At 38.4% G+C, this 18,224-nt stretch carries 20 protein-coding genes, 1 tRNA gene and 1 pseudogene; 7 read left to right on the plus strand and 15 right to left on the minus strand.

Annotated elements, in window-relative coordinates:
• The first annotated feature begins 80 nt into the window (after positions 1 to 80).
• Complete coding sequence (locus tag ATS72_RS03085; protein WP_010556400.1) at positions 81 to 500, plus strand: MAPEG family protein; 420 nt, start codon at positions 81 to 83, stop codon at positions 498 to 500.
• A gap of 58 nt (positions 501 to 558) precedes the next feature.
• On the opposite strand, the gene ATS72_RS03090 is transcribed toward ATS72_RS03085, so the two are convergent.
• Together ATS72_RS03090 and ATS72_RS03095 are read right to left on the minus strand one after the other, a co-directional pair.
• Positions 559 to 2,406, minus strand: coding sequence for an ABC transporter ATP-binding protein (locus ATS72_RS03090; protein WP_058428812.1), 1,848 nt, complete (start codon positions 2,404 to 2,406; stop codon positions 559 to 561).
• Positions 2,407 to 2,547: 141 nt separating this feature from the next.
• A pseudogene (locus ATS72_RS03095) lies at positions 2,548 to 3,380 on the minus strand (hypothetical protein).
• Positions 3,381 to 3,665: 285 nt separating this feature from the next.
• On the opposite strand from ATS72_RS03095, the gene ATS72_RS03100 reads away from it, so the two are divergent.
• Positions 3,666 to 4,070, plus strand: a complete 405-nt coding sequence (locus ATS72_RS03100) for a GFA family protein (protein ID WP_010556403.1) — start codon at positions 3,666 to 3,668, stop codon at positions 4,068 to 4,070.
• On the opposite strand, the gene ATS72_RS03105 is transcribed toward ATS72_RS03100, so the two are convergent.
• Positions 4,071 to 4,874 carry a hypothetical protein gene (locus tag ATS72_RS03105; protein ID WP_058428813.1) on the minus strand — a complete coding sequence of 268 codons (804 nt, stop codon included), beginning with the start codon at positions 4,872 to 4,874 and terminating at the stop codon, positions 4,071 to 4,073.
• 292 nt (positions 4,875 to 5,166) lie between these two features.
• Here ATS72_RS03105 and ATS72_RS03110 point away from each other — a divergent pair, with 292 nt between their 5' ends.
• The 3 genes from ATS72_RS03110 (at position 5,167) to ATS72_RS03125 (ending at position 8,057) form a co-directional block, all read left to right on the plus strand.
• Complete coding sequence (locus tag ATS72_RS03110) at positions 5,167 to 5,580, plus strand: hypothetical protein (protein ID WP_058428814.1); 414 nt, start codon at positions 5,167 to 5,169, stop codon at positions 5,578 to 5,580.
• A gap of 527 nt (positions 5,581 to 6,107) precedes the next feature.
• A complete protein-coding gene (locus tag ATS72_RS03120; RefSeq protein WP_058428816.1) occupies positions 6,108 to 7,496 on the plus strand; it encodes a M28 family peptidase in 1,389 nt (462 codons plus the stop codon).
• 117 nt (positions 7,497 to 7,613) lie between these two features.
• A complete protein-coding gene (locus ATS72_RS03125; RefSeq protein ID WP_058428817.1) occupies positions 7,614 to 8,057 on the plus strand; it encodes a DUF4826 family protein in 444 nt (147 codons plus the stop codon).
• Positions 8,058 to 8,099: 42 nt separating this feature from the next.
• Here ATS72_RS03125 and ATS72_RS03130 read toward each other — a convergent pair whose 3' ends face one another.
• From ATS72_RS03130 to mnmA, 5 genes are all read right to left on the minus strand, one after another.
• A complete protein-coding gene (locus ATS72_RS03130; protein WP_058428818.1) occupies positions 8,100 to 8,558 on the minus strand; it encodes a GNAT family N-acetyltransferase in 459 nt (152 codons plus the stop codon).
• A 16-nt stretch (positions 8,559 to 8,574) separates the two neighbouring features.
• Positions 8,575 to 9,732, minus strand: a complete 1,158-nt coding sequence (locus ATS72_RS03135) for a cupin domain-containing protein (RefSeq protein ID WP_058428819.1) — start codon at positions 9,730 to 9,732, stop codon at positions 8,575 to 8,577.
• 87 nt (positions 9,733 to 9,819) lie between these two features.
• The gene (gene purB, locus ATS72_RS03140) at positions 9,820 to 11,190 is read right to left on the minus strand and encodes an adenylosuccinate lyase (protein WP_058428820.1); all 1,371 of its coding nucleotides are present in this window, start codon (positions 11,188 to 11,190) and stop codon (positions 9,820 to 9,822) included.
• Between the two features lie 31 nt (positions 11,191 to 11,221).
• Positions 11,222 to 11,824, minus strand: a complete 603-nt coding sequence (gene hflD, locus ATS72_RS03145) for a high frequency lysogenization protein HflD (protein ID WP_006792838.1) — start codon at positions 11,822 to 11,824, stop codon at positions 11,222 to 11,224.
• A complete protein-coding gene (gene mnmA, locus ATS72_RS03150; protein ID WP_006792837.1) occupies positions 11,824 to 12,924 on the minus strand; it encodes a tRNA 2-thiouridine(34) synthase MnmA in 1,101 nt (366 codons plus the stop codon). Before mnmA ends, hflD begins: the two co-directional genes overlap by 1 nt.
• Before the next feature lie 343 nt (positions 12,925 to 13,267).
• Between mnmA and ATS72_RS03155 the strand changes: the two genes are divergently transcribed.
• The gene (locus ATS72_RS03155) at positions 13,268 to 14,539 is read left to right on the plus strand and encodes a sensor domain-containing diguanylate cyclase (RefSeq protein ID WP_058428821.1); all 1,272 of its coding nucleotides are present in this window, start codon (positions 13,268 to 13,270) and stop codon (positions 14,537 to 14,539) included.
• Positions 14,540 to 14,731: 192 nt separating this feature from the next.
• On the opposite strand, the gene ATS72_RS03160 is transcribed toward ATS72_RS03155, so the two are convergent.
• From ATS72_RS03160 to ATS72_RS03190, 7 genes are read right to left on the minus strand one after another with little or no spacing between them, the layout of a single operon-like run.
• A complete protein-coding gene (locus ATS72_RS03160) occupies positions 14,732 to 15,169 on the minus strand; it encodes an NUDIX domain-containing protein (RefSeq protein WP_058428822.1) in 438 nt (145 codons plus the stop codon).
• On the minus strand, positions 15,162 to 15,845 hold the full coding sequence (locus ATS72_RS03165; protein WP_058428823.1) for a pseudouridine synthase: 684 nt from the start codon (positions 15,843 to 15,845) through the stop codon (positions 15,162 to 15,164). Before ATS72_RS03165 ends, ATS72_RS03160 begins: the two co-directional genes overlap by 8 nt.
• Entirely contained in the window at positions 15,845 to 16,174 is a 330-nt protein-coding gene (locus ATS72_RS03170) for a TusE/DsrC/DsvC family sulfur relay protein (RefSeq protein WP_058428824.1), read from the minus strand. Before ATS72_RS03170 ends, ATS72_RS03165 begins: the two co-directional genes overlap by 1 nt.
• 3 nt (positions 16,175 to 16,177) lie before the next feature.
• Positions 16,178 to 16,444 carry a DsrH/TusB family sulfur metabolism protein gene (locus ATS72_RS03175; protein WP_006792831.1) on the minus strand — a complete coding sequence of 89 codons (267 nt, stop codon included), beginning with the start codon at positions 16,442 to 16,444 and terminating at the stop codon, positions 16,178 to 16,180.
• Positions 16,441 to 16,797 (minus strand): DsrE family protein, encoded by a 357-nt coding sequence (locus ATS72_RS03180; RefSeq protein ID WP_058428825.1) that lies wholly within the window; start codon positions 16,795 to 16,797, stop codon positions 16,441 to 16,443. The genes ATS72_RS03175 and ATS72_RS03180 overlap by 4 nt, the downstream gene beginning before the upstream one ends.
• On the minus strand, positions 16,794 to 17,147 hold the full coding sequence (gene tusD, locus ATS72_RS03185) for a sulfurtransferase complex subunit TusD (protein WP_006792829.1): 354 nt from the start codon (positions 17,145 to 17,147) through the stop codon (positions 16,794 to 16,796). Before tusD ends, ATS72_RS03180 begins: the two co-directional genes overlap by 4 nt.
• 55 nt (positions 17,148 to 17,202) lie before the next feature.
• Positions 17,203 to 17,868 carry a Bax inhibitor-1/YccA family protein gene (locus tag ATS72_RS03190; RefSeq protein ID WP_006792828.1) on the minus strand — a complete coding sequence of 222 codons (666 nt, stop codon included), beginning with the start codon at positions 17,866 to 17,868 and terminating at the stop codon, positions 17,203 to 17,205.
• A gap of 249 nt (positions 17,869 to 18,117) precedes the next feature.
• On the opposite strand from ATS72_RS03190, the gene ATS72_RS03195 reads away from it, so the two are divergent.
• Positions 18,118 to 18,208: transfer RNA gene (locus ATS72_RS03195), tRNA-Ser, on the plus strand.
• Positions 18,209 to 18,224 lie beyond the last annotated feature (16 nt).

Below are 18,224 nucleotides of genomic sequence, written 5' to 3' on the forward strand. Positions count from 1 at the left end.
AGATATAGTTTTTATTTGGTATTTAATTTGCACAAGTAATGCAGCTTTAATTACTTAGTTTTAAAATAAAGGATTTAACAATGAATGACGTGTCTTTATCTGCTTATTTAGGGTTCTACTTTTACTTAATTATGCTGGTGGTGCAGTGGGGTGTTGCGACCTTTAGCAAGGCCAAGGAGCCTGGTGCAGTGCCGGGTAAAATTAGCGACGATTTATCGCACGAAAGCTTTATATTTAGAGCGCACCGTACGTTTCAAAATACATTAGAAAACAGCGCACTATTTATAGGCACGGTGTTATTTGCATTTGTAATTAATTACCAAAGCGCAATTTTTGCAATGTGTGTGTGGGTGTATGTAGTTGCGCGTTTAATTCACATGATTTTATACTATGTGATTGCAACAGAGAAAAACCCAAGCCCGCGTACGTATTTCTTTTTAATTAGCTTTATTGCCAACATTGTGATGTTGGTACTAATAGGTTTTCGTTTGGTAGCTTAATAAATAAAAACCGACGTTTTAGTGTTAGTACTACTACGTCGGTTTTTTGTATTAAGTGTTATTCTACCCCAATAAATCCACCTGTTTGATGAGCCCAAAGGCCTGCATATATGCCCCCTTGTGCAATGAGTTCATCGTGTGAGCCTTGCTCAACGACGCCACCATTATCTAACACGATGAGTCTATCCATTTGTGCAATGGTAGACAGCCTATGCGCTATAGCGATAACCGTTTTTCCTGTCATTAAATCATCAAGGCTTGCTTGAATAGCCGCTTCAACTTCTGAATCAAGTGCACTGGTCGCTTCGTCTAAAATAAGAATAGGGGCATTTTTAAGTAACACTCGTGCAATGGCAATACGTTGGCGTTGACCGCCCGATAAAGTTACACCACGTTCGCCAACCTGTGCATCAAACCCTTTATTACCTTTTGAGTCTTCTAAATCGCTAATAAAATCGAGCGCTTTAGCTTGTTTTGCGGCGGTTAACATTTCAGCTTCGGTTGCATCGGGGCGACCGTATAAAATATTATCTTTAACAGAGCGGTGAAGCAGGGAAGTGTCTTGCGTTACCATAGCAATATAGCGGCGAAGACTTTCTTGGCTTACGTCAGTAATATTTTGACCGTCAATCTTAATTGTGCCAGAGTCAGTATCGTAAAAGCGCAGTAGTAGGTTAACAAGCGTTGATTTACCCGCGCCAGAGCGGCCAACTAAACCTATTTTTTCACCGGGTTTAATATTAAGATTTAACCCATTCATTACCGGGCCACGGTTAGTTTCGTTGGCGGCTTTGCCATAATTAAAATGTATATCTTTAAACTCAATACTGCCTTGGGTTACTTCAAGGGTGTTTGCGTTTGGTTTATCGTCTACTTTTATTGGGTTTGATAGTGTTTTCATACCATCGGTGGCGGTGCCAATATTTTCAAACAGGCTGCTTATTTCCCACATGATCCACTGCGCCATACCGTTTAACCTAAGCGATAAACTAACTGCAACGGCTATAGCGCCAGCGCTAATTGCACTCATTGACCATAAATAAAGCGATAATGCGGCAACACTAAATACCAACAAATAGTTAAGCGTATTAATAGCAAAGTTAAGGCTGGTTACTAAGCGCATTTGTTTATATACGGGTTGTAAAAATACATCCATGCTTTGCTTGGCGTACTGCTCTTCGCGTTGGGTGTACGAAAAAAGTTTAATAGTTGAAATGTTAGTGTAGCTATCAACAATACGGCCCGTCATTTCTGATCGTGCATCGGCTTGTGAGCTGGCAATTTTTTTAAGTTTAGGCACAAAGTAAACCTGTATTGAAGCATACAAGGCAAGCCATACAAGCAAAGGGATCATCAAGCGCCAATCAGCTTCAGCAACTAAAAACACCATAGCGCCAAAATAAACCACTATGTACATAAGTACATCAAGCAGTTTCATTACCGCCTCGCGAACAGCTAAAGACGTTTGCATTACTTTGGTAGCAATACGCCCTGCAAATTCATTTTGGTAAAAACTTACACTTTGGCGAAGTAAATACCGATGCGCTGACCAGCGAATCGACATAGGGTAATTACCCAATAAGGCTTGATGCAAAATAGCGGCGTGAAAAAACACCACAATAGGCAAAACGACTAACAGCATAACAGCCATTTTTATCAGTTCAGTTTTTTGCTCTACAAATAGGGTTTGTGGTGTATGGGTACTTAGCCAATCAACCAATTGGCCCATATAACTAAATAACGATACTTCTAAAATTGCTAACAGCGCAGCACTTATCGACATAAGCACTAACGAGAGTTCCATGCCCTTGGTGTAATGGCGGCAAAACGCAAATAAAGTAGAAGGCGGCTGAGTGGGTTTTTCCTCAGGAAATGCGTTGGTCATTCTTTCAAAGAGTCGATACATTTTAAAAACTTAAATAGCAAATAATGTGAAGTATTATACCATTTAAGTATTTTTAAATGCAGTTTTGTATTAACTAATATGAGCTTTAGTTGAGAGATTTTATATCTAAAATTCAGGTTAGTTATTACTTATACAGGCTTTTTATCTAACAGGGTTTGAAAGGTTAATGCCTCGGCTCATATATAAGTCGTCGTATTTTAAACCGCCGTTACCATAGGGCTTTTTAGCCGGACCAGTATTTGCGTTTGCCAAAAAGTAAATAAGTGGTTGTTCACGTTTCATTCTAAATTTTGCATTTTTATACACGAGTGTTTGCGTTGTAAACTCACCGCCTTGAACATACACATTGTATTGTTGGCCTTGCATTTTTGTAGGCGCGTTATTCACTACATACCAGATGCTGTACCATTGATTTGTGTTAAGGGGCTTTGCTGATTGGGCGGCGTTGTAGTTTTGAATGTTGCTGTAACCTTTATCTGTTTTGACCATTAAAGCGCCATCGTTTTTAAATCCATTCGACTCGGCTTTGTCTGTTACACGTAAGGTAGGTTCAAACGCATTGTAACCATGCTTTTTAATTTCATTGGGCTGTAAGTTACTTAAGCCAAAAGCGTGATTGTTAGGAAACGTTTCTACATTTATGCGCGTAAAAAATGTATAGGTTTCTCCCACTTCAACTACTTTTGGTAGCTTAGTAAAACTGAGTGCTTTTCGATTACCAATAATGCCTTCGGCGGCTGGTTTTTTAATAAGTAATGATTTGAGGATTCAGCCTCTCGTGAAATTTTTGTCACTTGTGGGTTAGCTATGTATGGATTGGTTTGATTGTCTGTATCAGCTTTTTGCCATGTTAGCGTTTGCGTTTCAAAATTATCGATTAACAGCCATTGATTTGTGGAAGGATGTTGGTGATTTTGGCTGCATGCTACTAACGTGATTAACCACATTGGCAGAAGAACGTTTTTATAGCGCATTGTTTACTCTTTATTTAATTGTTATTGATAGCATAAACAGGAATAAATTGTTATTGGTAATAACGTTTTGTTTAATAATTTAAATAATACATTACCAAATTTCGTTTTATTTATAACCAATAACTGATTTATTGTAAACCAAAAAAATTTAACGCGCTTAAGTTTAAGCAAAAGCTATATAAATTTTGTAGTCGCGCTCAGTAAATAACTAAAACTTATTCATATCAAATAACTTTATAGTTAACATACGCCTGTGCTTATTTTTGAAATTAATAAGGAAGTGTTATGTATTTAGGCTCTTGTTTGTGTGGAAAAGTAAATGTGAAAATTACAGGCAATATTACCAGTATTATTCACTGTCACTGTTCTTTGTGTAGAAAAAATAGCGGAACAGCGTTTGCTACAAATGGTTTTGTAAACGCTGATGAGTTTTTAATCACTCAAGGGCAAGACTCATTAAGTGGGTACGCGTTTAAACCCGGTAGAACACGGTATTTTTGTGCCTGCTGTGGTTCGCCTATTTATAGCGAAAATACCAGTGATAAAAGCCGTTTTCGTATTCGATTAGGTTTACTGGATTCAGATATTGCAGAAAAACCTATATCTCATAATTTTGTTACATCAAAAGCGAATTGGGAACAGTTAGAAACCAGTTTGCCTTGCCATGAAAAGCATGAACCCGGTCGCTAATTAAAAAGATTCAATGTGGTAAATATGATTAATATCTTTATATAAATTGGGAGCAAGATGTTTAAAAACGTCAGAATCTTGAATATTGTCGACGGTAATGTGTTTTAGTGAGCTAGGGCTTAAAACAATAACAATGTTTTTATACTCATTAAATTCAACAAGTGCGATTGCTTTAAAGTACTTTCTTAACAAGGCCAACAACAGCTGTAACTCTTGACCTGTTTTAGGGTTTAAATTGAGTGTTATTTGATTGCTTGAATTGCAACAGCGCGTCACGTTTTGCCAAAAAAGAGCGCTGTTTAAAAATGGTTGGTGGTACTCTCCACTGAATATGTCGATGGTGATCACATCGTATTTAATTTTACATTGCTGGATAAATTGCTCTGCTGACTCTAAAAATACAGAGTGTGGTTTTGGCAAATAAAAATGTGTTTGTGCAATTTCAACCACATCAGGGTTAATTTCAACGGTGTTAAAGGTGTGTAGAGTATTTAAAAATTTTGTTTTATTGAATAGATAATAGATAACTCGCTCAACGCCCGCGGTTCCCAACCCTAAATTTAACATTTTAAGATTGGTTACCGGTTTTAATAAAAACAGCAGCATGCTTTGATTTACAGGTACCAAAACTTGCTCTGTTTTGCTTTTGCTCATTACGCCCTGAATAACAGCATCTTGTTCACGTTTTTCGTCAAGTGTTAACCAACGGTATTGCGCGTTTTCATAAACATAGATAGGACCAAGCGTGGTTTGCTTAAATTGTACAAGGTTACATTTTAACGTTTCATTTTTTAACTGGCGCATACTCTTACTTTTTAAATTGACTACTTAACCGGAACTCTGATTAAGTGATTTACTAACGTGTTAAATCATGATGATAATTAAATTTTACTAGTCTGGGATTTTTAATAAAAACAAGGCGAATTTACCGGCAATAGGTGCTTGGGATCGCTCTATTATCCAGAGTCTAAGTTTCTTAGTTTGGCACGAAAATAAAAAGTTTACTTAAGTTATTTGGTTATAAATTTATTGATTTGCTTTACCGTGTAGTATTTTGGCTTAAGTTAAATCATTTAAAACATTCAAGGAGAGAAAAATGGGATTAATTTTAGGCCCTGTGCTGTTAATTTGGCTCGCTATTTTTATTTACTCAATTCGACTCGGTTATTTGCTTATTTATAAAAATATGGCGTTAGACATCACGCTAATTACTTTCACCGTTGCTTTAGTGGGTGCTATTGCCTTTGTATTTTATGGTTACAGGCAATTTATAAATGAAACGTCGTTGTGGGCATTTGAAATACCCAGCTATTTTGTATTCAACAAGTTTGCAATATTCATTGTTGTTTTGGCTTTATGTTTACATTTTTTTTCTACTAGCGTGCAAACAAGCACAGCCGTTAATTGTGTGGTGTTTATACTTTTGTTTATGTTTTCTGCTGCAGTGTTATTAAGTGTGGGGTTACATGACCGTTTTATAGGTTATAACAATATCCAACTTACTCATTAATTAAAGGGTAGAAGATGAGATCGTTTATTTGTGCTGTACATTTTGTGTGTGCTCAATGGCTAAAAAAAGTTGACCCAAATAATACGCAAACGGGGTACAAGGCGAGTGTCCTAATCGGTATGGTGCTATCTATTTATATTGGTTTATTTGCTCTTTTCTTTTATTTTGATTATGTAAAATTACTTACTGATTCCGTTAGAAATAATTTAATCGTGTTCAGTACACTTTATTTAGCGTTAATTTTAGGGGGTATGCATTTAGCGTTGGGTAACGCTGTTGATTATAAAAGCAGAGTTCGTGCAAGGTTGAATACAACAGTGCTTAGGCATTACACGCTTGGGTTAAAACTTTGGATATTTGGTCTGCTACCTTACTTTATAACTTTGGTAACTATTTTTATATTGAACTCGAATTAGTACTATTCTTTTCTGCGCTTTAGCGTGCTTATTTTCGTATCTACCTCAAATTAATTGCGATATACAAATACATAGGTAATTGTAAACCAATAAAAATAAGGAGCTACATAAATGCTTAAACCATCAATTAAATTATTAAAGCTAAGCATGCTTGCGTTTGCTTGCTCAGCATCAAGTGGCGTTATTGCGGCTGATATGCAATATAAAGATCAACAAAATCTGCATGATATTGCGGCAAGTGTGTCAGCAGAGCGAATTGGCAGCGATATTCAAACGCTGGTGGACTTTGGTACACGTCATACACTTTCAGAGACTAAATCTGACACTCGAGGTATTGGTGCTGCTCGACGTTGGATTAAAGCTGAGTTTGAAAAAATATCCGCACAATGTGGTGGGTGCTTAGAGGTTATTGAGGTATCAGACACTATTTCAGGCGAAAAACGCATACCTGATCCTGTTGAGGTGGTAAATATTGTTGCTATTCAACGCGGCAGTACTGAACCAAATAGAATGGTGATGATGTCGGGTGATATAGACTCACGTGTAAGCGATGTAATGGATTTTACTAGTGACTCTCCTGGCGCTAATGATAATGCATCGGGTGTTGCTGGTGTTATTGAAGCGGCACGCGTACTGAGTAAATATAAATTTAACGGCTCTGTGGTTTACGCTGCGTTATCAGGGGAAGAGCAGGGGTTATTTGGTGGTAAAATTTTAACCGCGCACGCTCAAAAGAATAACTGGCAAGTACATGGTGTTTTAAATAATGACATGATTGGCAATATTACCGGTATAAATGGAGTGACTGATAACACAACCGCACGTATTTTTTCAGAGGGCACACGTGTTGTTGAAACAAAAGCACAGGCTCGTACTCGTCGATTTACGGGTGGTGAGGTTGATTCTGCAAGTAGAAATTTAGCCCGTTATATTGATACTGTTGCAGATAGGTACATCCCCAATCTTGATACAATGCTTGTTTACAGGCTAGACAGGTTTGCACGAGGCGGGCACCATCGTCCATTTAACGATGCTGGGTTTGCAGCAGTGCGCATAATGGAAACAAACGAGCATTATGATCGTCAACACCAAGACCTACGAACAGAAAATGGCGTTACATATGGCGATACGATTGACGGGGTTGATTTTGATTATGCAGCTAAACTAACGTCACTCAATGCGGTAACTATGGCATCAATGGCTTGGGCTCCAGCCCCTCCTAAAGACGTTAAAATTACTGGCGCAGTAAAGGCTAGTACTTCGTTTTCGTGGCAAAAAAGTAACGATGACACAATTTCCGGTTATAAAATATATTGGCGTTACACAAGCGAGCCGCAATGGCAGTTTAGTAAATACGTTGGTAATGTTTCTGATTTCACACTTGAGAATGTAGTAATAGACAATTATTACTTTGGTATTTCATCTGTTAGTCATGATGGTTTTGAGTCGCCCGTTGTGTTTCCGGGGGATGTTGGTTCGTTTGACCATAATATAAAATAGCAATTTGTATAAAAACAAAGCAGTCAGAGTTTTTAAAGTGCAAGCAGCCTGTTTTATGCTTGCACCTTATTTACTAAGACCTTACAGTGTTTAAAAAGAAGTAATAAGGTCATTACAATGGAACAACAACAAAAACAATTAACACCTGAAGAGCAAGCATTAGCCGAGCAACAACGTGTTGCATGGCAACGTGGATGTTTTCAAACAGCACAAAAGTATCTAGCAGAAAAAGGCATTATGCCTAAATCTGTAGTTGAGCAAGACAGCCGCTTTTTAGCTCCTATTTGCGCCATGTGGAAATTTAAAGCGCAAAACGGAAAAACGTATTGGGTTGTTTCAGGGCAATTACCAACAGACCATGCTGAAGTGGGTGCAGCGTCAGATGCGCGTGATGCTATGCGTTATTTTTCATTGCAATGGCAGTTAAAAGCAGACCAGATTATGAGTGCGGGCGCACGAGATAAAACACAGGCAGACTTTGCTAACCTATTAGTGAAAAGAGCACATGGCCTTTACGAGTTATACGATAACGATAAGCTGTGGGCTCACGAACCAAAATAATCCAAAAAGGGTAATCAAGCTTTGATTACCCTTACAACTTAATTAATGAACTAGTGTGAAAGGTGCTGTATCAGCACACCTAACCGGGCATTTCATTCTTTGCCTAGGTATACCTGCCTCCATAAACACATTACCCTGTTTTATAAAGCCGTTACGTTTAAATCGTTCAACTTCGTGTAGAACACAATTAACGCTAATTGATTCAATACCTTGTTCTACTGCTATGTCAAAAATATAATTAAGTAACGAGCAGTAAACATTTCGGTTTCTATGATCAGGCAGTACAGCTAAGCGTCCAATTAAGCCATCATCACACAGGCGGGCTGTTGCGACGGGACAAAAGCTGTCGTCTGTAACAAGCACATGCAAAGCTAATTTATCGAGGTTATCAAATTCAACACGTTTAGGGATATGTAATTCGTAAACAAATACACGCTCCCTTATTTGTTGTAACTCATTTTTTTGTCGATCCCATTCAACTTTGTTTATACGATAACCCACAATTGCCTCCTACTTGTTACTCTTGGTTTGCGTTAAACCAAATGCCTTCATTAACAAGTATAGTAAACATTTGAACAAAAACTAGACTATTTTGAGCGTTAGTTAACTCATTAGTATTAAACTCGGTTTCGTCTGTTAGTAATTTTACTGCTGCTATGTCCCCGATAGGAAGAGTGAAATTATCACCATTAATACTTACTAAAAGCTCATTTTCACACTGCTGATAAATTGCTCGTGTTCCACCGACACGTTCAAAAATAGTATCTGGCTCTGCCAATTCGTTTGCTATTTGATCTTGGGTAAAAGCAGGTTCTACTGGTGCCAAGTCCATTTCATGTTTGGGTTGGCTTAAGGTTTTGCCAAGCCATTGCTTGAATAGACCATCATCTTCTAGCATTGAGGCGATAAGATGCTTAACCTTTTCAGCTTCATTATTTGTAAGCTCACCTTTTGAGGCTCTTGTAACTAAGTTGTGGTCTGTGTAGCGTTTTTGACCGCTTTCAGTGTCAATAACATGATCGGCAAAGCTTGATAGTAAATCTTGCTGATTTGGTGCTCTAAATCCAACAGAGTAATTAAGTGCATTTTCAACCGCGTAGCCTTCATGCGGGCAGCCTGGTGGAATATATAAAATATCACCGGGTTCTAAAATGCAGTCTATGACTGCTTCAAAGGCTTCAACTTGCAATAATTTTTTATTTTGAGCAAATTGCTTAAGAGTTGGGTCGGGTAGGCCAACTCGCCAATGACGCTTTCCTTCACCTTGAATAATGAAAACATCGTATTGATCTAAATGCGGGCCAACACCACCATTAGGGGTAGAAAAGCTGATCATTAAATCGTCAATGCGCCAGTTAGGGATAAATCTGAACGGTTCTAGCAGCTGGGCTGCCTCTGGATGCCAGTGGTCGACTGCTTGCACTAATAACGTTGAATTTTCCTCTGTGAGTAAATCAAAGTCCTCGAATGGCCCTTGATGGGTTTGCCAGTCGTTACTGTGATTTGTAACAATACGCGATTCAATAGCGTCTTCCATTGCTAAGCCAGCAAGTTCGTTTGCATCAAGTGGATCTTCAAAGTGACTAAACCCTTGTTTGATCAAAAGAGGTTTTTTTTGCCAAAAGTGGGTTAAAAATTCTTGTTCAGATAAATCGTTTATTTTTAATTGATACATACGTTTGCCTGCCGGTAATTGCTTTGCTTTTTATACAAAAAAAGCGAAAGGATAACCCTTTCGCTTTTTGATAGTGGTGATTAATAATTAAACTAAATCATCAATAAATTCAACCGCACGGCCAATGTAATTAGCCGGTGTTAGTTTTTTCATTTCTACTTTAGCAACTTCAGGAAGATCTAAACCATCGATGAAGTCAGCCATTATTTCTTGATTTACGCGCTTTCCACGGGTTAAATCTTTAAGTTTTTCGTATGGCTTTTCAATGCCGTATTTACGCATAACTGTTTGAATAGGCTCTGCGAGCAATTCCCAGTTTTGGTCTAGCTCTTCAAGTAAACGTGGTTCGTTAACTTCAAGCTTGCTAACACCTTTAAGCGTTGATTGATATGCAATAAGCGCATAACCCATACCCACACCAAGGTTACGTAGCACTGTCGAATCGGTAAGATCACGCTGCCAGCGAGATACAGGCAGTTTTTGTGCAAGGTGTGCAAAAATTGCATTTGCTAAACCTAAGTTACCTTCTGAGTTTTCAAAATCAATAGGGTTAACTTTGTGTGGCATAGTTGATGAGCCAATTTCGCCAGCAATGGTTTTTTGCTTAAAGTGGTTAAGGGCAATGTAACCCCAAACATCACGGTCAAAATCAAGCAAAATAGTATTAAAACGTGCAATTGCATCAAATAATTCTGCAATGTAATCATGTGGTTCAATTTGTGTGGTAAACGGGTTCAATGTTAAACCTAGGCTCGATACAAATTTATCTGCATGAATATGCCAGTCGTAATCAGGGTAAGCGCTAAGGTGAGCGTTATAGTTACCAACAGCGCCATTTACTTTACCAAGCATTTCTACTTGCGCAATTTGATCGCGTTGACGCTTTAAACGCATGTATACGTTTGCAAACTCTTTACCCATAGTTGATGGTGTAGCAGGTTGTCCGTGCGTACGAGTCATCATTGGCACTGCTTTATACTCAATGGCTTTTTCTTTGATGGCGTTAAGTAATTGGTCACAGTATGGCAGTAATACGCTGTCACGTGCTTCAGTTAACATTAAACCATGTGATAGGTTGTTAATGTCTTCTGAGGTACATGCAAAGTGAATAAATTCGTTGATAGCATGTAGCTCTGCGTTATCAGCTACTTTTTCCTTTAAAAGGTATTCAACGGCTTTAACGTCGTGGTTAGTTGTTCGTTCAATATCCTTAACGCGCTGCGCGTCGGCTTCACTGAAGTTATCAACAATAGCGTTTAAAAGTGCATTTGCTTGGTCGCTAAATGCGGGCACTTCTTTAATGTCGCTTGCTGCAGCTAACGCTTGCAACCAACGCACTTCAACAATTACACGGTATTTAATTAATCCAAATTCGCTGAAAATACTGCGTAGTTCAGTGGTTTTGCTGCCGTAGCGACCATCAACTGGCGAGATAGCCGTTAACGCTGAAAGCTCCATAATAACTCCTAAATTTTTGTTTGAACGATAATTAAATTTTTGCTTTAGCAATGGCGATTATTTTTCTTTTTGCAAAGAAAAAATGACGGCGTTTACCGCCCATTTGTCGCCACAATACTGCACTTCTGATGCCGGCAAGTAGTAATGCGCGGATTTTATTTTGAGTGAGTTGCTGTTTTAATAACTCGGGTTTACCATAAACCTGTATTCGGTGCCCAAGGGGGCTTAGCACCGACGAGTATATATCTGCCAAACCGGCAACAACGGTGTCATCGGTTATAGCAAAATGGTCTAAACGACGATGAATATCATCAATACGTTTACCTAATTCGTTTAAGCTTTTGTCGTTTGCGCTAAGTGCTCGCTCAAGCTGCATCAAGCCACCTACATATTTTACAATCTCAACGTCTTTCTGAGCGCCCGCTGATAGCTGTTCCATCAACGTTTTGTAGCCATCTCGTAAATTGTGAGTGCCTTGATATACATCTTCTGGTGATGCTGGCGATGTTTGTACAATACTAGAAAGTAATATGTCTAAATCGTGTTCATTATTACTGCCGTACTGCGCTATTTTTTGTACTTGTTTAGCGGCTTGGCACATCGCGGCAAGCGCCATAACTTGGTGTTCATTCATTACTTGATCACCGAGTCAATAATACCGCCACCTAAGCAAACTTCTTGCGCATAAAATACTGCAGACTGACCTGGTGTAACCGCTTTTTGAGGTTCATCAAATAACACACGGGCCATACCGTCATCACCAACAAGCAAAGTACAGTTTATATCTTCTTGACGGTAACGTGTTTTAACTGTGCAACGCGTTGTTCCTTTTGGACCTACACGGTCTACCCAGTGAAGTTGGTTAGCATTTAAACCATTACTATATAGGCGAGGGTGGTCTTTACCCTGGCCAACAATAAGTACGTTACGCTCGACATCTTTGTCTACAACGTACCAAGGTTCGCCTGAGCCTTCTTTCATACCGCCAATTAATAAGCCTTTTCGTTGGCCAAGTGTGTGGTACATCAAGCCTTCGTGCTCGCCAACGTTATTACCTTCAGTGTCTTCTATAACACCTGGTTGGGCAGGTAAAAATTTTTGTAAAAAGTCTTTAAACTTACGTTCACCAATAAAACAAATACCAGTGCTGTCTTTTTTATCATGTGTGATTAAATCTTGCTCTTCAGCAATGCGGCGCACTTCTGGCTTGGCGATATCGCCTACAGGGAAAAGCGTTTGAGCAATGTGTTCATGACTTAACGTGTATAAAAAGTAACTCTGGTCTTTGTTGTTATCTAAACCACGGCACATTACATATTTGTCGTCCCGAAGCTCACGACGCACATAATGGCCTGTCGCAATAAAGTCAGCTCCGAGTGCTTGTGCAGCAAATTCCAAGAAGGCTTTAAATTTGATTTCCTTGTTACACATAATATCGGGGTTAGGTGTGCGGCCTGCTTTGTACTCTTCTAAAAAGTATTCAAATACGTTATCCCAATATTCAGCTGCAAAGTTAACAGTATGAAGTTCGATACCTAACTTGTCACACACGGCTTGCGCATCTTTTAGGTCTTCTGCAGCGGCACAATACTCGTCATTGTCGTCTTCTTCCCAGTTCTTCATAAACAGGCCTTCTACTTGGTAGCCTTGTTGTTGTAACAAATATGCAGATACTGAAGAATCAACACCGCCGGACATACCAACGATGACTTTAATGTGACTATTTTCGCTCATGAATAATTTCGCTTATACAGATTACTGTTAACTTGGAAAGGCCGCGATTATAGCATGTATTTTGTTTGCGCTTAAAGAGACTAACAAGGCAAACCTTACAATTAGTGAGTAATTTATTAATATAATAAATAGCTAAGATACCTAAGGCGCTTACATAACATTTTTTTGATAAAAGTTGATTCTAATTCTACGCTTAACGTACAGAACAAAATACGAGCCATATGTTAAAAATTAATAATAAGTTCTTTAAAAGTGATTAGAGTATATATACACTCATTAATGATAAAGTTTGATGGGTTAGCCCATTCAATAAGCTGTAAAATATAATCAATGGAATGAATATATGAATCACGCATACAAAATTAATAAAATTAGATCGTTTGTAGAACAAAACAAACACCAAGTAAATCTCATCTCAAATAAGCTTTTAATCATAAACCTGCAAGAATTAAAAAAGTCAGCCTACCATCTTTTTTATGAACTAATAAAACTCAAGCATGCTCAGCAAGCGCAATCCCATCACCAAATCAGTGATTTGTTTAATTTAATTAAAAACACTACAGAAGTGCTTAGCCTCGAAATGAAGCTTTTAGATAAATTAGAATACTGGTGGCTAGAATGGTATTTTGCTTTACAAATGCATGAACAATTGAGCGCTGAAAGTAAAGAAATGCCGATGAGCTTTTTATCACGCAGTACCTTAAACCCAATGCGAAAACATGAGATAAGTCACTATGCTAAATTATTTTCAGTGCTCCCTATGCCAGTGTGTAATGTGTGTAGCAAAACCGGTGATATCCTTAGGGTAAACCAACGGTTTGTAGATGTGTTTGGTTATACTGTTGAGGATGTGCCTAACCTACATGCATGGTGGAAAAAGGCCTACCCAGATCCGCACTACAGAGTGCAAGCTCAAAATTTATGGTCTGAAGCTTTGAAAAAAGCGAAAAGTAGTAATGACGATATACCTGCCAATAATTACACAGTTGCACGTAGTGATGGCACACAAGTTGTTATGGAGGTATCGGGCATAAAGATAGGCGAAGAATTTTTAGCCGTATTTAAAGATGCAACCGAGCGAATAGAGGCTGAGGATATTTTAAGGGATATGGCATTTTTGGACTCATTAACCAAAATTGCTAACAGGCGTCGATTTGATGAAAAACTTGCTCATGAATTTGATAAAGCGAAGGAGTGTGAAGGGGCAATATCGTTAATAATTATTGATGTTGATTTTTTTAAACAGTTTAACGACCGTTACGGACATTTGGCTGGGGATTCTTGCTTATATGAAGTGGCTCAAACTATTGCATCGACAGTAAATCGTCCTGAAGACTTTGTTGCCAGATATGGTGGTGAAGAGTTTGTTGTATTGCTCCCTGATACTGATAAGGAAGGTGCATTATTTATTGCTGAGCAAATACAAAAGGCCGTTGAAGCTTTAGCAATTGTGCATGAGGATACCTACAGTGGCTTTTTGTCAGTGAGCATGGGCGTTAACTCAACGGCTAGTTCCCAAGACGATAAGGTAAGCTTTGTTAAAGGAGCCGACAACGCACTGTATTATGCAAAAGACCAAGGCAGAAACTGTATTGCATTACACTCTGAAAGTTAGATTAAATTTTTATTACAAAGGTTTAGGTGAGGGGGTAGCGATGGCGTGAAAGTTTTGCTCTATTTGTACGTATCCTTACATGGATGCAAGTCAGAAGAATAGGCTGGAGCAATTACACACCCCACGTCACTAAGTAATCCCTCTAGGCAGAGTAAACTTTAAAACACACCATTAATATGCCTTAATTTTTTATTAGTTGAAAATAGTATCTAGGCCTAATAGCGGACGCGTCACCGCGTCATCAAAGCACTTTTGAACGAGTGGGCTTCGCAGTGGTAAAGATTTAACTTTCTCTAGGTTAAACCAATGGGCACTTATAATATCATCATCAATAGGGTTAAGTTGTTGGTTGGTGCCACTAGCATCAAATAAAAAACAAAACCTTAGGTAATGAACGCCGTTGTCAGCGTACAAGTTATAAACACCTAAAAAGCCAGTAGGGGTGAGCGATAAACCTGTTTCTTCATATAATTCGCGGCTTGCTGCTTGAGCTAGTGTTTCGTTCTTTTCTAAATGACCAGCCGGTTGATTATAGCAAATTTGCTTAGTAAATTTATCGCGTTCTTTTACTAATAAGTATTCGTTATGGTTTTTAACTATTGCGGCTACTGTTACATTTGGTTTATGCATTAATGCTACCTTTAATGATTTTATATTCACCAGTATTAATGTCGGCTAAAGTGTAATTACCTATGCTGTAACGAATTAGCCTAAGAGTAGGATGGCCAATATGAGCTGTCATTCGGCGAACTTGTCTATTTTTACCTTCATTAATGGTAATACTGAGCCATGAGGTAGGTATAGACTTTCGTTCACGTACAGGGGGAGTTCGTTGCCAAATGTTAGGCTCTTCTATCATTTTTACATTAGCAGGCAGTGTGAGCCCATCTTTAAGCTCAACGCCTTTACACAAAGCTTGTATTGACTCAGTCGAAGGCTCACCTTCTACTTGAACCCAGTACGTTTTATTGGTTTTTTTATTAGGTGCTGTTAATGTATTTTGTAGTTTCCCGCAGTTTGTGAGCAGCAATAAACCTTCGCTATCGCGGTCTAACCGTCCTGCAGCATATACATCCTTGATAGGAATAAATTCAGCTAGCGTCTTTCTGTCTGCATCGTCTGTAAATTGACAAAGCACATCAAATGGCTTGTTAAAAAGTACAATTTTTTTGTCTTTAGCGTCTATTTGAGGTTTTATTTCTCTTTTGTTTGTAGGCTTTTTAATTGCACTTCTAGAATACGTGCGACCCGTATTACGCTTGGTTGAGGAAGCGGGGGGTTGCTTGTTACTCGATTTACTTCTCATTAAATACACCTTGCTGGTTTTGGTAATCCAGCAATTTTTGTGGCTTGTTTAGCTGGGCCTTTTGGAAACAATTTATAAAGGTAAATACTATTACCTTTATCTTCTCCGAGTGCTTTGGCCATGGCTTTTACTAGCATGCGGATGGCTGGACTTGTGTTGTATTCAAGATAAAATTCGCGGACGAAGTTAATCACTTCCCAGTGTTGTTCGCTAAGCGATATGTTTTCTTGCTCTGCAATAATGGGGGCTAGTTGCTTAGACCATTGTGTATGGTCGAGTAAATAACCTTGCTTATCTGTGTCTATTGTTTTTTGGTTAAATTCAAGCATGGGTTACCAAGTAATTAATTGCGTAGAGGTTAAAGTAAGAGACACAAACTCGTCATAGCTAATGGCAGTGTCGTTATTTGATAGCTTAATTGCACGAACGAGTGCGTCCTCTTCAAGTACTAAGAGGGTATCTGAAAATTGTTTAAATTGTTTATTAGCAAAGCATGCGTCACCTAAAAGCAATATACGGTCATCAGCACAAATTAAGTTTTCTAGCTGGTTAGCAGAATAGTAATTTAATGGTTTTGAAAAAATATGTAGTGTGCTCATAAGGTCACCACGTGATGTTGTTTTTTGATAAGTGTTTGTTGTTCACCAAATGTAACCGCGTGCGCGTTTATGAGTAAATCAGTTTTACTTAGGCCATAATCAAGGAGCGATTTTTCACATACATAGATGTTTTCTACGTCATAAACTTCTAGCGTTTTTATGTTTTTAAAAAAATCTTTAATACCTATGGTGGAAGGGGTTTGATTCTTTTTTAATGCTAAAACAGCGGGGCCACTAAATAACCAGCTTATGTTTTGATCGACAGCTGCAAAAATTAACGTCATATCGAGGGCATCGCGCAGGTTAAGATCATCAAATGGGCTACTTTGACTCATTACTAATACATTAATCATTTAAATTGCACCCATTTATCAGCGTCGCTTACAAGCATTGCGAATTCAGCTAAACCTGCAACAGAAAATACGCCTGTGTTTGACGTATCTAAGCCTCTTTTTTCTGCCGCGGTTACACACAGCATAAGATTAATATTTTGACTTGATAGCGCTTGCCATAATGCGCTAATTTGAAGTTCGTCAGAGGCTAAGTCAAAATGTGTTGATGCATGATAAACGCCTTGCTGATACAAAAATATTGCGTCTATGGTGTGCCCTTGAGATAAACACGCATTAGCAAACTTAATTATGCGTTGACTGGTGTCGTGATCTGATGGTGGTGTGTGTAATGAAAGAACAAATCGTGCCAAAACAATTCCAATAAAAAAGCCCCAATAAAGGGGCTATTTTAACAGAACTATTTAATTAGTCATCACTTGCGCCAAGTAGGTGCAGTAGTGAAGTAAATAGATTGTACACATTTAGGTATAAAGATACTGTAGCGCGAATGTAGTTAGTTTCTCCGCCGTTAATAATGCGGCTTGTATCAAATAAAATTAAGCCAGACATAATTAATACAACCGCAGCGTTAAGCACCATAAACATTAAAGAACTACCGATGAATATGTTAACAATGCTTGCAACAATAACCACAATTAGGCCAACCGTTAAAAAGCCGCCCATAAAAGAGAAGTCTTTTTTGGTGTTGAGCGCATATGCAGATAGACCAAAGAAAATAAGTGCTGTTGAACCAAGAGCTTGCATTATAAGCATTGGGCCATTAGGCATGGCAGCGTAATGGTTTAACATTGGACCTAAACCAGCCCCCATTAAACCTGTGAAAGCAAATACCCAAAATACACCAGATGCGGTGTCAGCTTTTTTGTTTACAACAAATAATAAACCAAACGAAACCAGTGTGAACACAATTCCCATAAAGTAAGGTAATTGTAGTGCCATTGAGATACCGGCAGTCACTGCACTAAATGCAAGTGTCATCGCAAGTAAAAAGTAGGTGTTTTTAAGTACCTTGTTTGTTTCAATGGTAGACATTACCGGTTTAGCGGTATTGTACGATTGATTAAACGCCATTGTAGAGCTCCTTTAAGTGAAACGTGTGTTTCGATAATTTAACTAGAATTAGATTACCAACTCTTATATGTTTGGGCAAACCTTTGTGGATCAATAGACATTAATTTTTTAATTAAAGTTCATTTAACCACCAAAAAGAAAGTTTTTGTTTTATCTTTGAACAAATTAATTGTTTTTTAAGCACTTAAGCAATTTTTTTAAAAAAAAGCTTCACAAAGCCAACGGGTTTCCCTATTATGCAGGCCGTGCGGAGAGATGGCAGAGTGGTCGAATGCACCGGTCTTGAAAACCGGCATAGGTTTGTAGCCTATCTAGGGTTCAAATCCCTATCTCTCCACCACTTATTACAATAACTA

Source organism: Pseudoalteromonas sp. 13-15 (assembly GCF_001468205.2).
In the GTDB taxonomy this organism is placed as follows: Bacteria; Pseudomonadota; Gammaproteobacteria; order Enterobacterales; family Alteromonadaceae; genus Pseudoalteromonas; species Pseudoalteromonas marina.

Coding starts and splice junctions, on each gene's coding strand:
- ATS72_RS03135 (WP_058428819.1), bottom strand. CDS start 9,732: ATGTATCAATTAAAAATAAACGATTTATCTGAACAAGAATTTTTAACC.
- ATS72_RS03085 (WP_010556400.1), top strand. CDS start 81: ATGAATGACGTGTCTTTATCTGCTTATTTAGGGTTCTACTTTTACTTA.
- ATS72_RS03090 (WP_058428812.1), bottom strand. CDS start 2,406: ATGTATCGACTCTTTGAAAGAATGACCAACGCATTTCCTGAGGAAAAA.
- hflD (WP_006792838.1), bottom strand. CDS start 11,824: ATGAATGAACACCAAGTTATGGCGCTTGCCGCGATGTGCCAAGCCGCT.
- ATS72_RS03125 (WP_058428817.1), top strand. CDS start 7,614: ATGGAACAACAACAAAAACAATTAACACCTGAAGAGCAAGCATTAGCC.
- ATS72_RS03100 (WP_010556403.1), top strand. CDS start 3,666: ATGTATTTAGGCTCTTGTTTGTGTGGAAAAGTAAATGTGAAAATTACA.
- ATS72_RS03110 (WP_058428814.1), top strand. CDS start 5,167: ATGGGATTAATTTTAGGCCCTGTGCTGTTAATTTGGCTCGCTATTTTT.
- ATS72_RS03160 (WP_058428822.1), bottom strand. CDS start 15,169: ATGCATAAACCAAATGTAACAGTAGCCGCAATAGTTAAAAACCATAAC.
- ATS72_RS03155 (WP_058428821.1), top strand. CDS start 13,268: ATGAATCACGCATACAAAATTAATAAAATTAGATCGTTTGTAGAACAA.
- ATS72_RS03175 (WP_006792831.1), bottom strand. CDS start 16,444: ATGAGCACACTACATATTTTTTCAAAACCATTAAATTACTATTCTGCT.
- mnmA (WP_006792837.1), bottom strand. CDS start 12,924: ATGAGCGAAAATAGTCACATTAAAGTCATCGTTGGTATGTCCGGCGGT.
- ATS72_RS03120 (WP_058428816.1), top strand. CDS start 6,108: ATGCTTAAACCATCAATTAAATTATTAAAGCTAAGCATGCTTGCGTTT.
- ATS72_RS03170 (WP_058428824.1), bottom strand. CDS start 16,174: ATGCTTGAATTTAACCAAAAAACAATAGACACAGATAAGCAAGGTTAT.
- ATS72_RS03180 (WP_058428825.1), bottom strand. CDS start 16,797: ATGATTAATGTATTAGTAATGAGTCAAAGTAGCCCATTTGATGATCTT.
- purB (WP_058428820.1), bottom strand. CDS start 11,190: ATGGAGCTTTCAGCGTTAACGGCTATCTCGCCAGTTGATGGTCGCTAC.
- ATS72_RS03190 (WP_006792828.1), bottom strand. CDS start 17,868: ATGGCGTTTAATCAATCGTACAATACCGCTAAACCGGTAATGTCTACC.
- ATS72_RS03105 (WP_058428813.1), bottom strand. CDS start 4,874: ATGCGCCAGTTAAAAAATGAAACGTTAAAATGTAACCTTGTACAATTT.
- ATS72_RS03165 (WP_058428823.1), bottom strand. CDS start 15,845: ATGAGAAGTAAATCGAGTAACAAGCAACCCCCCGCTTCCTCAACCAAG.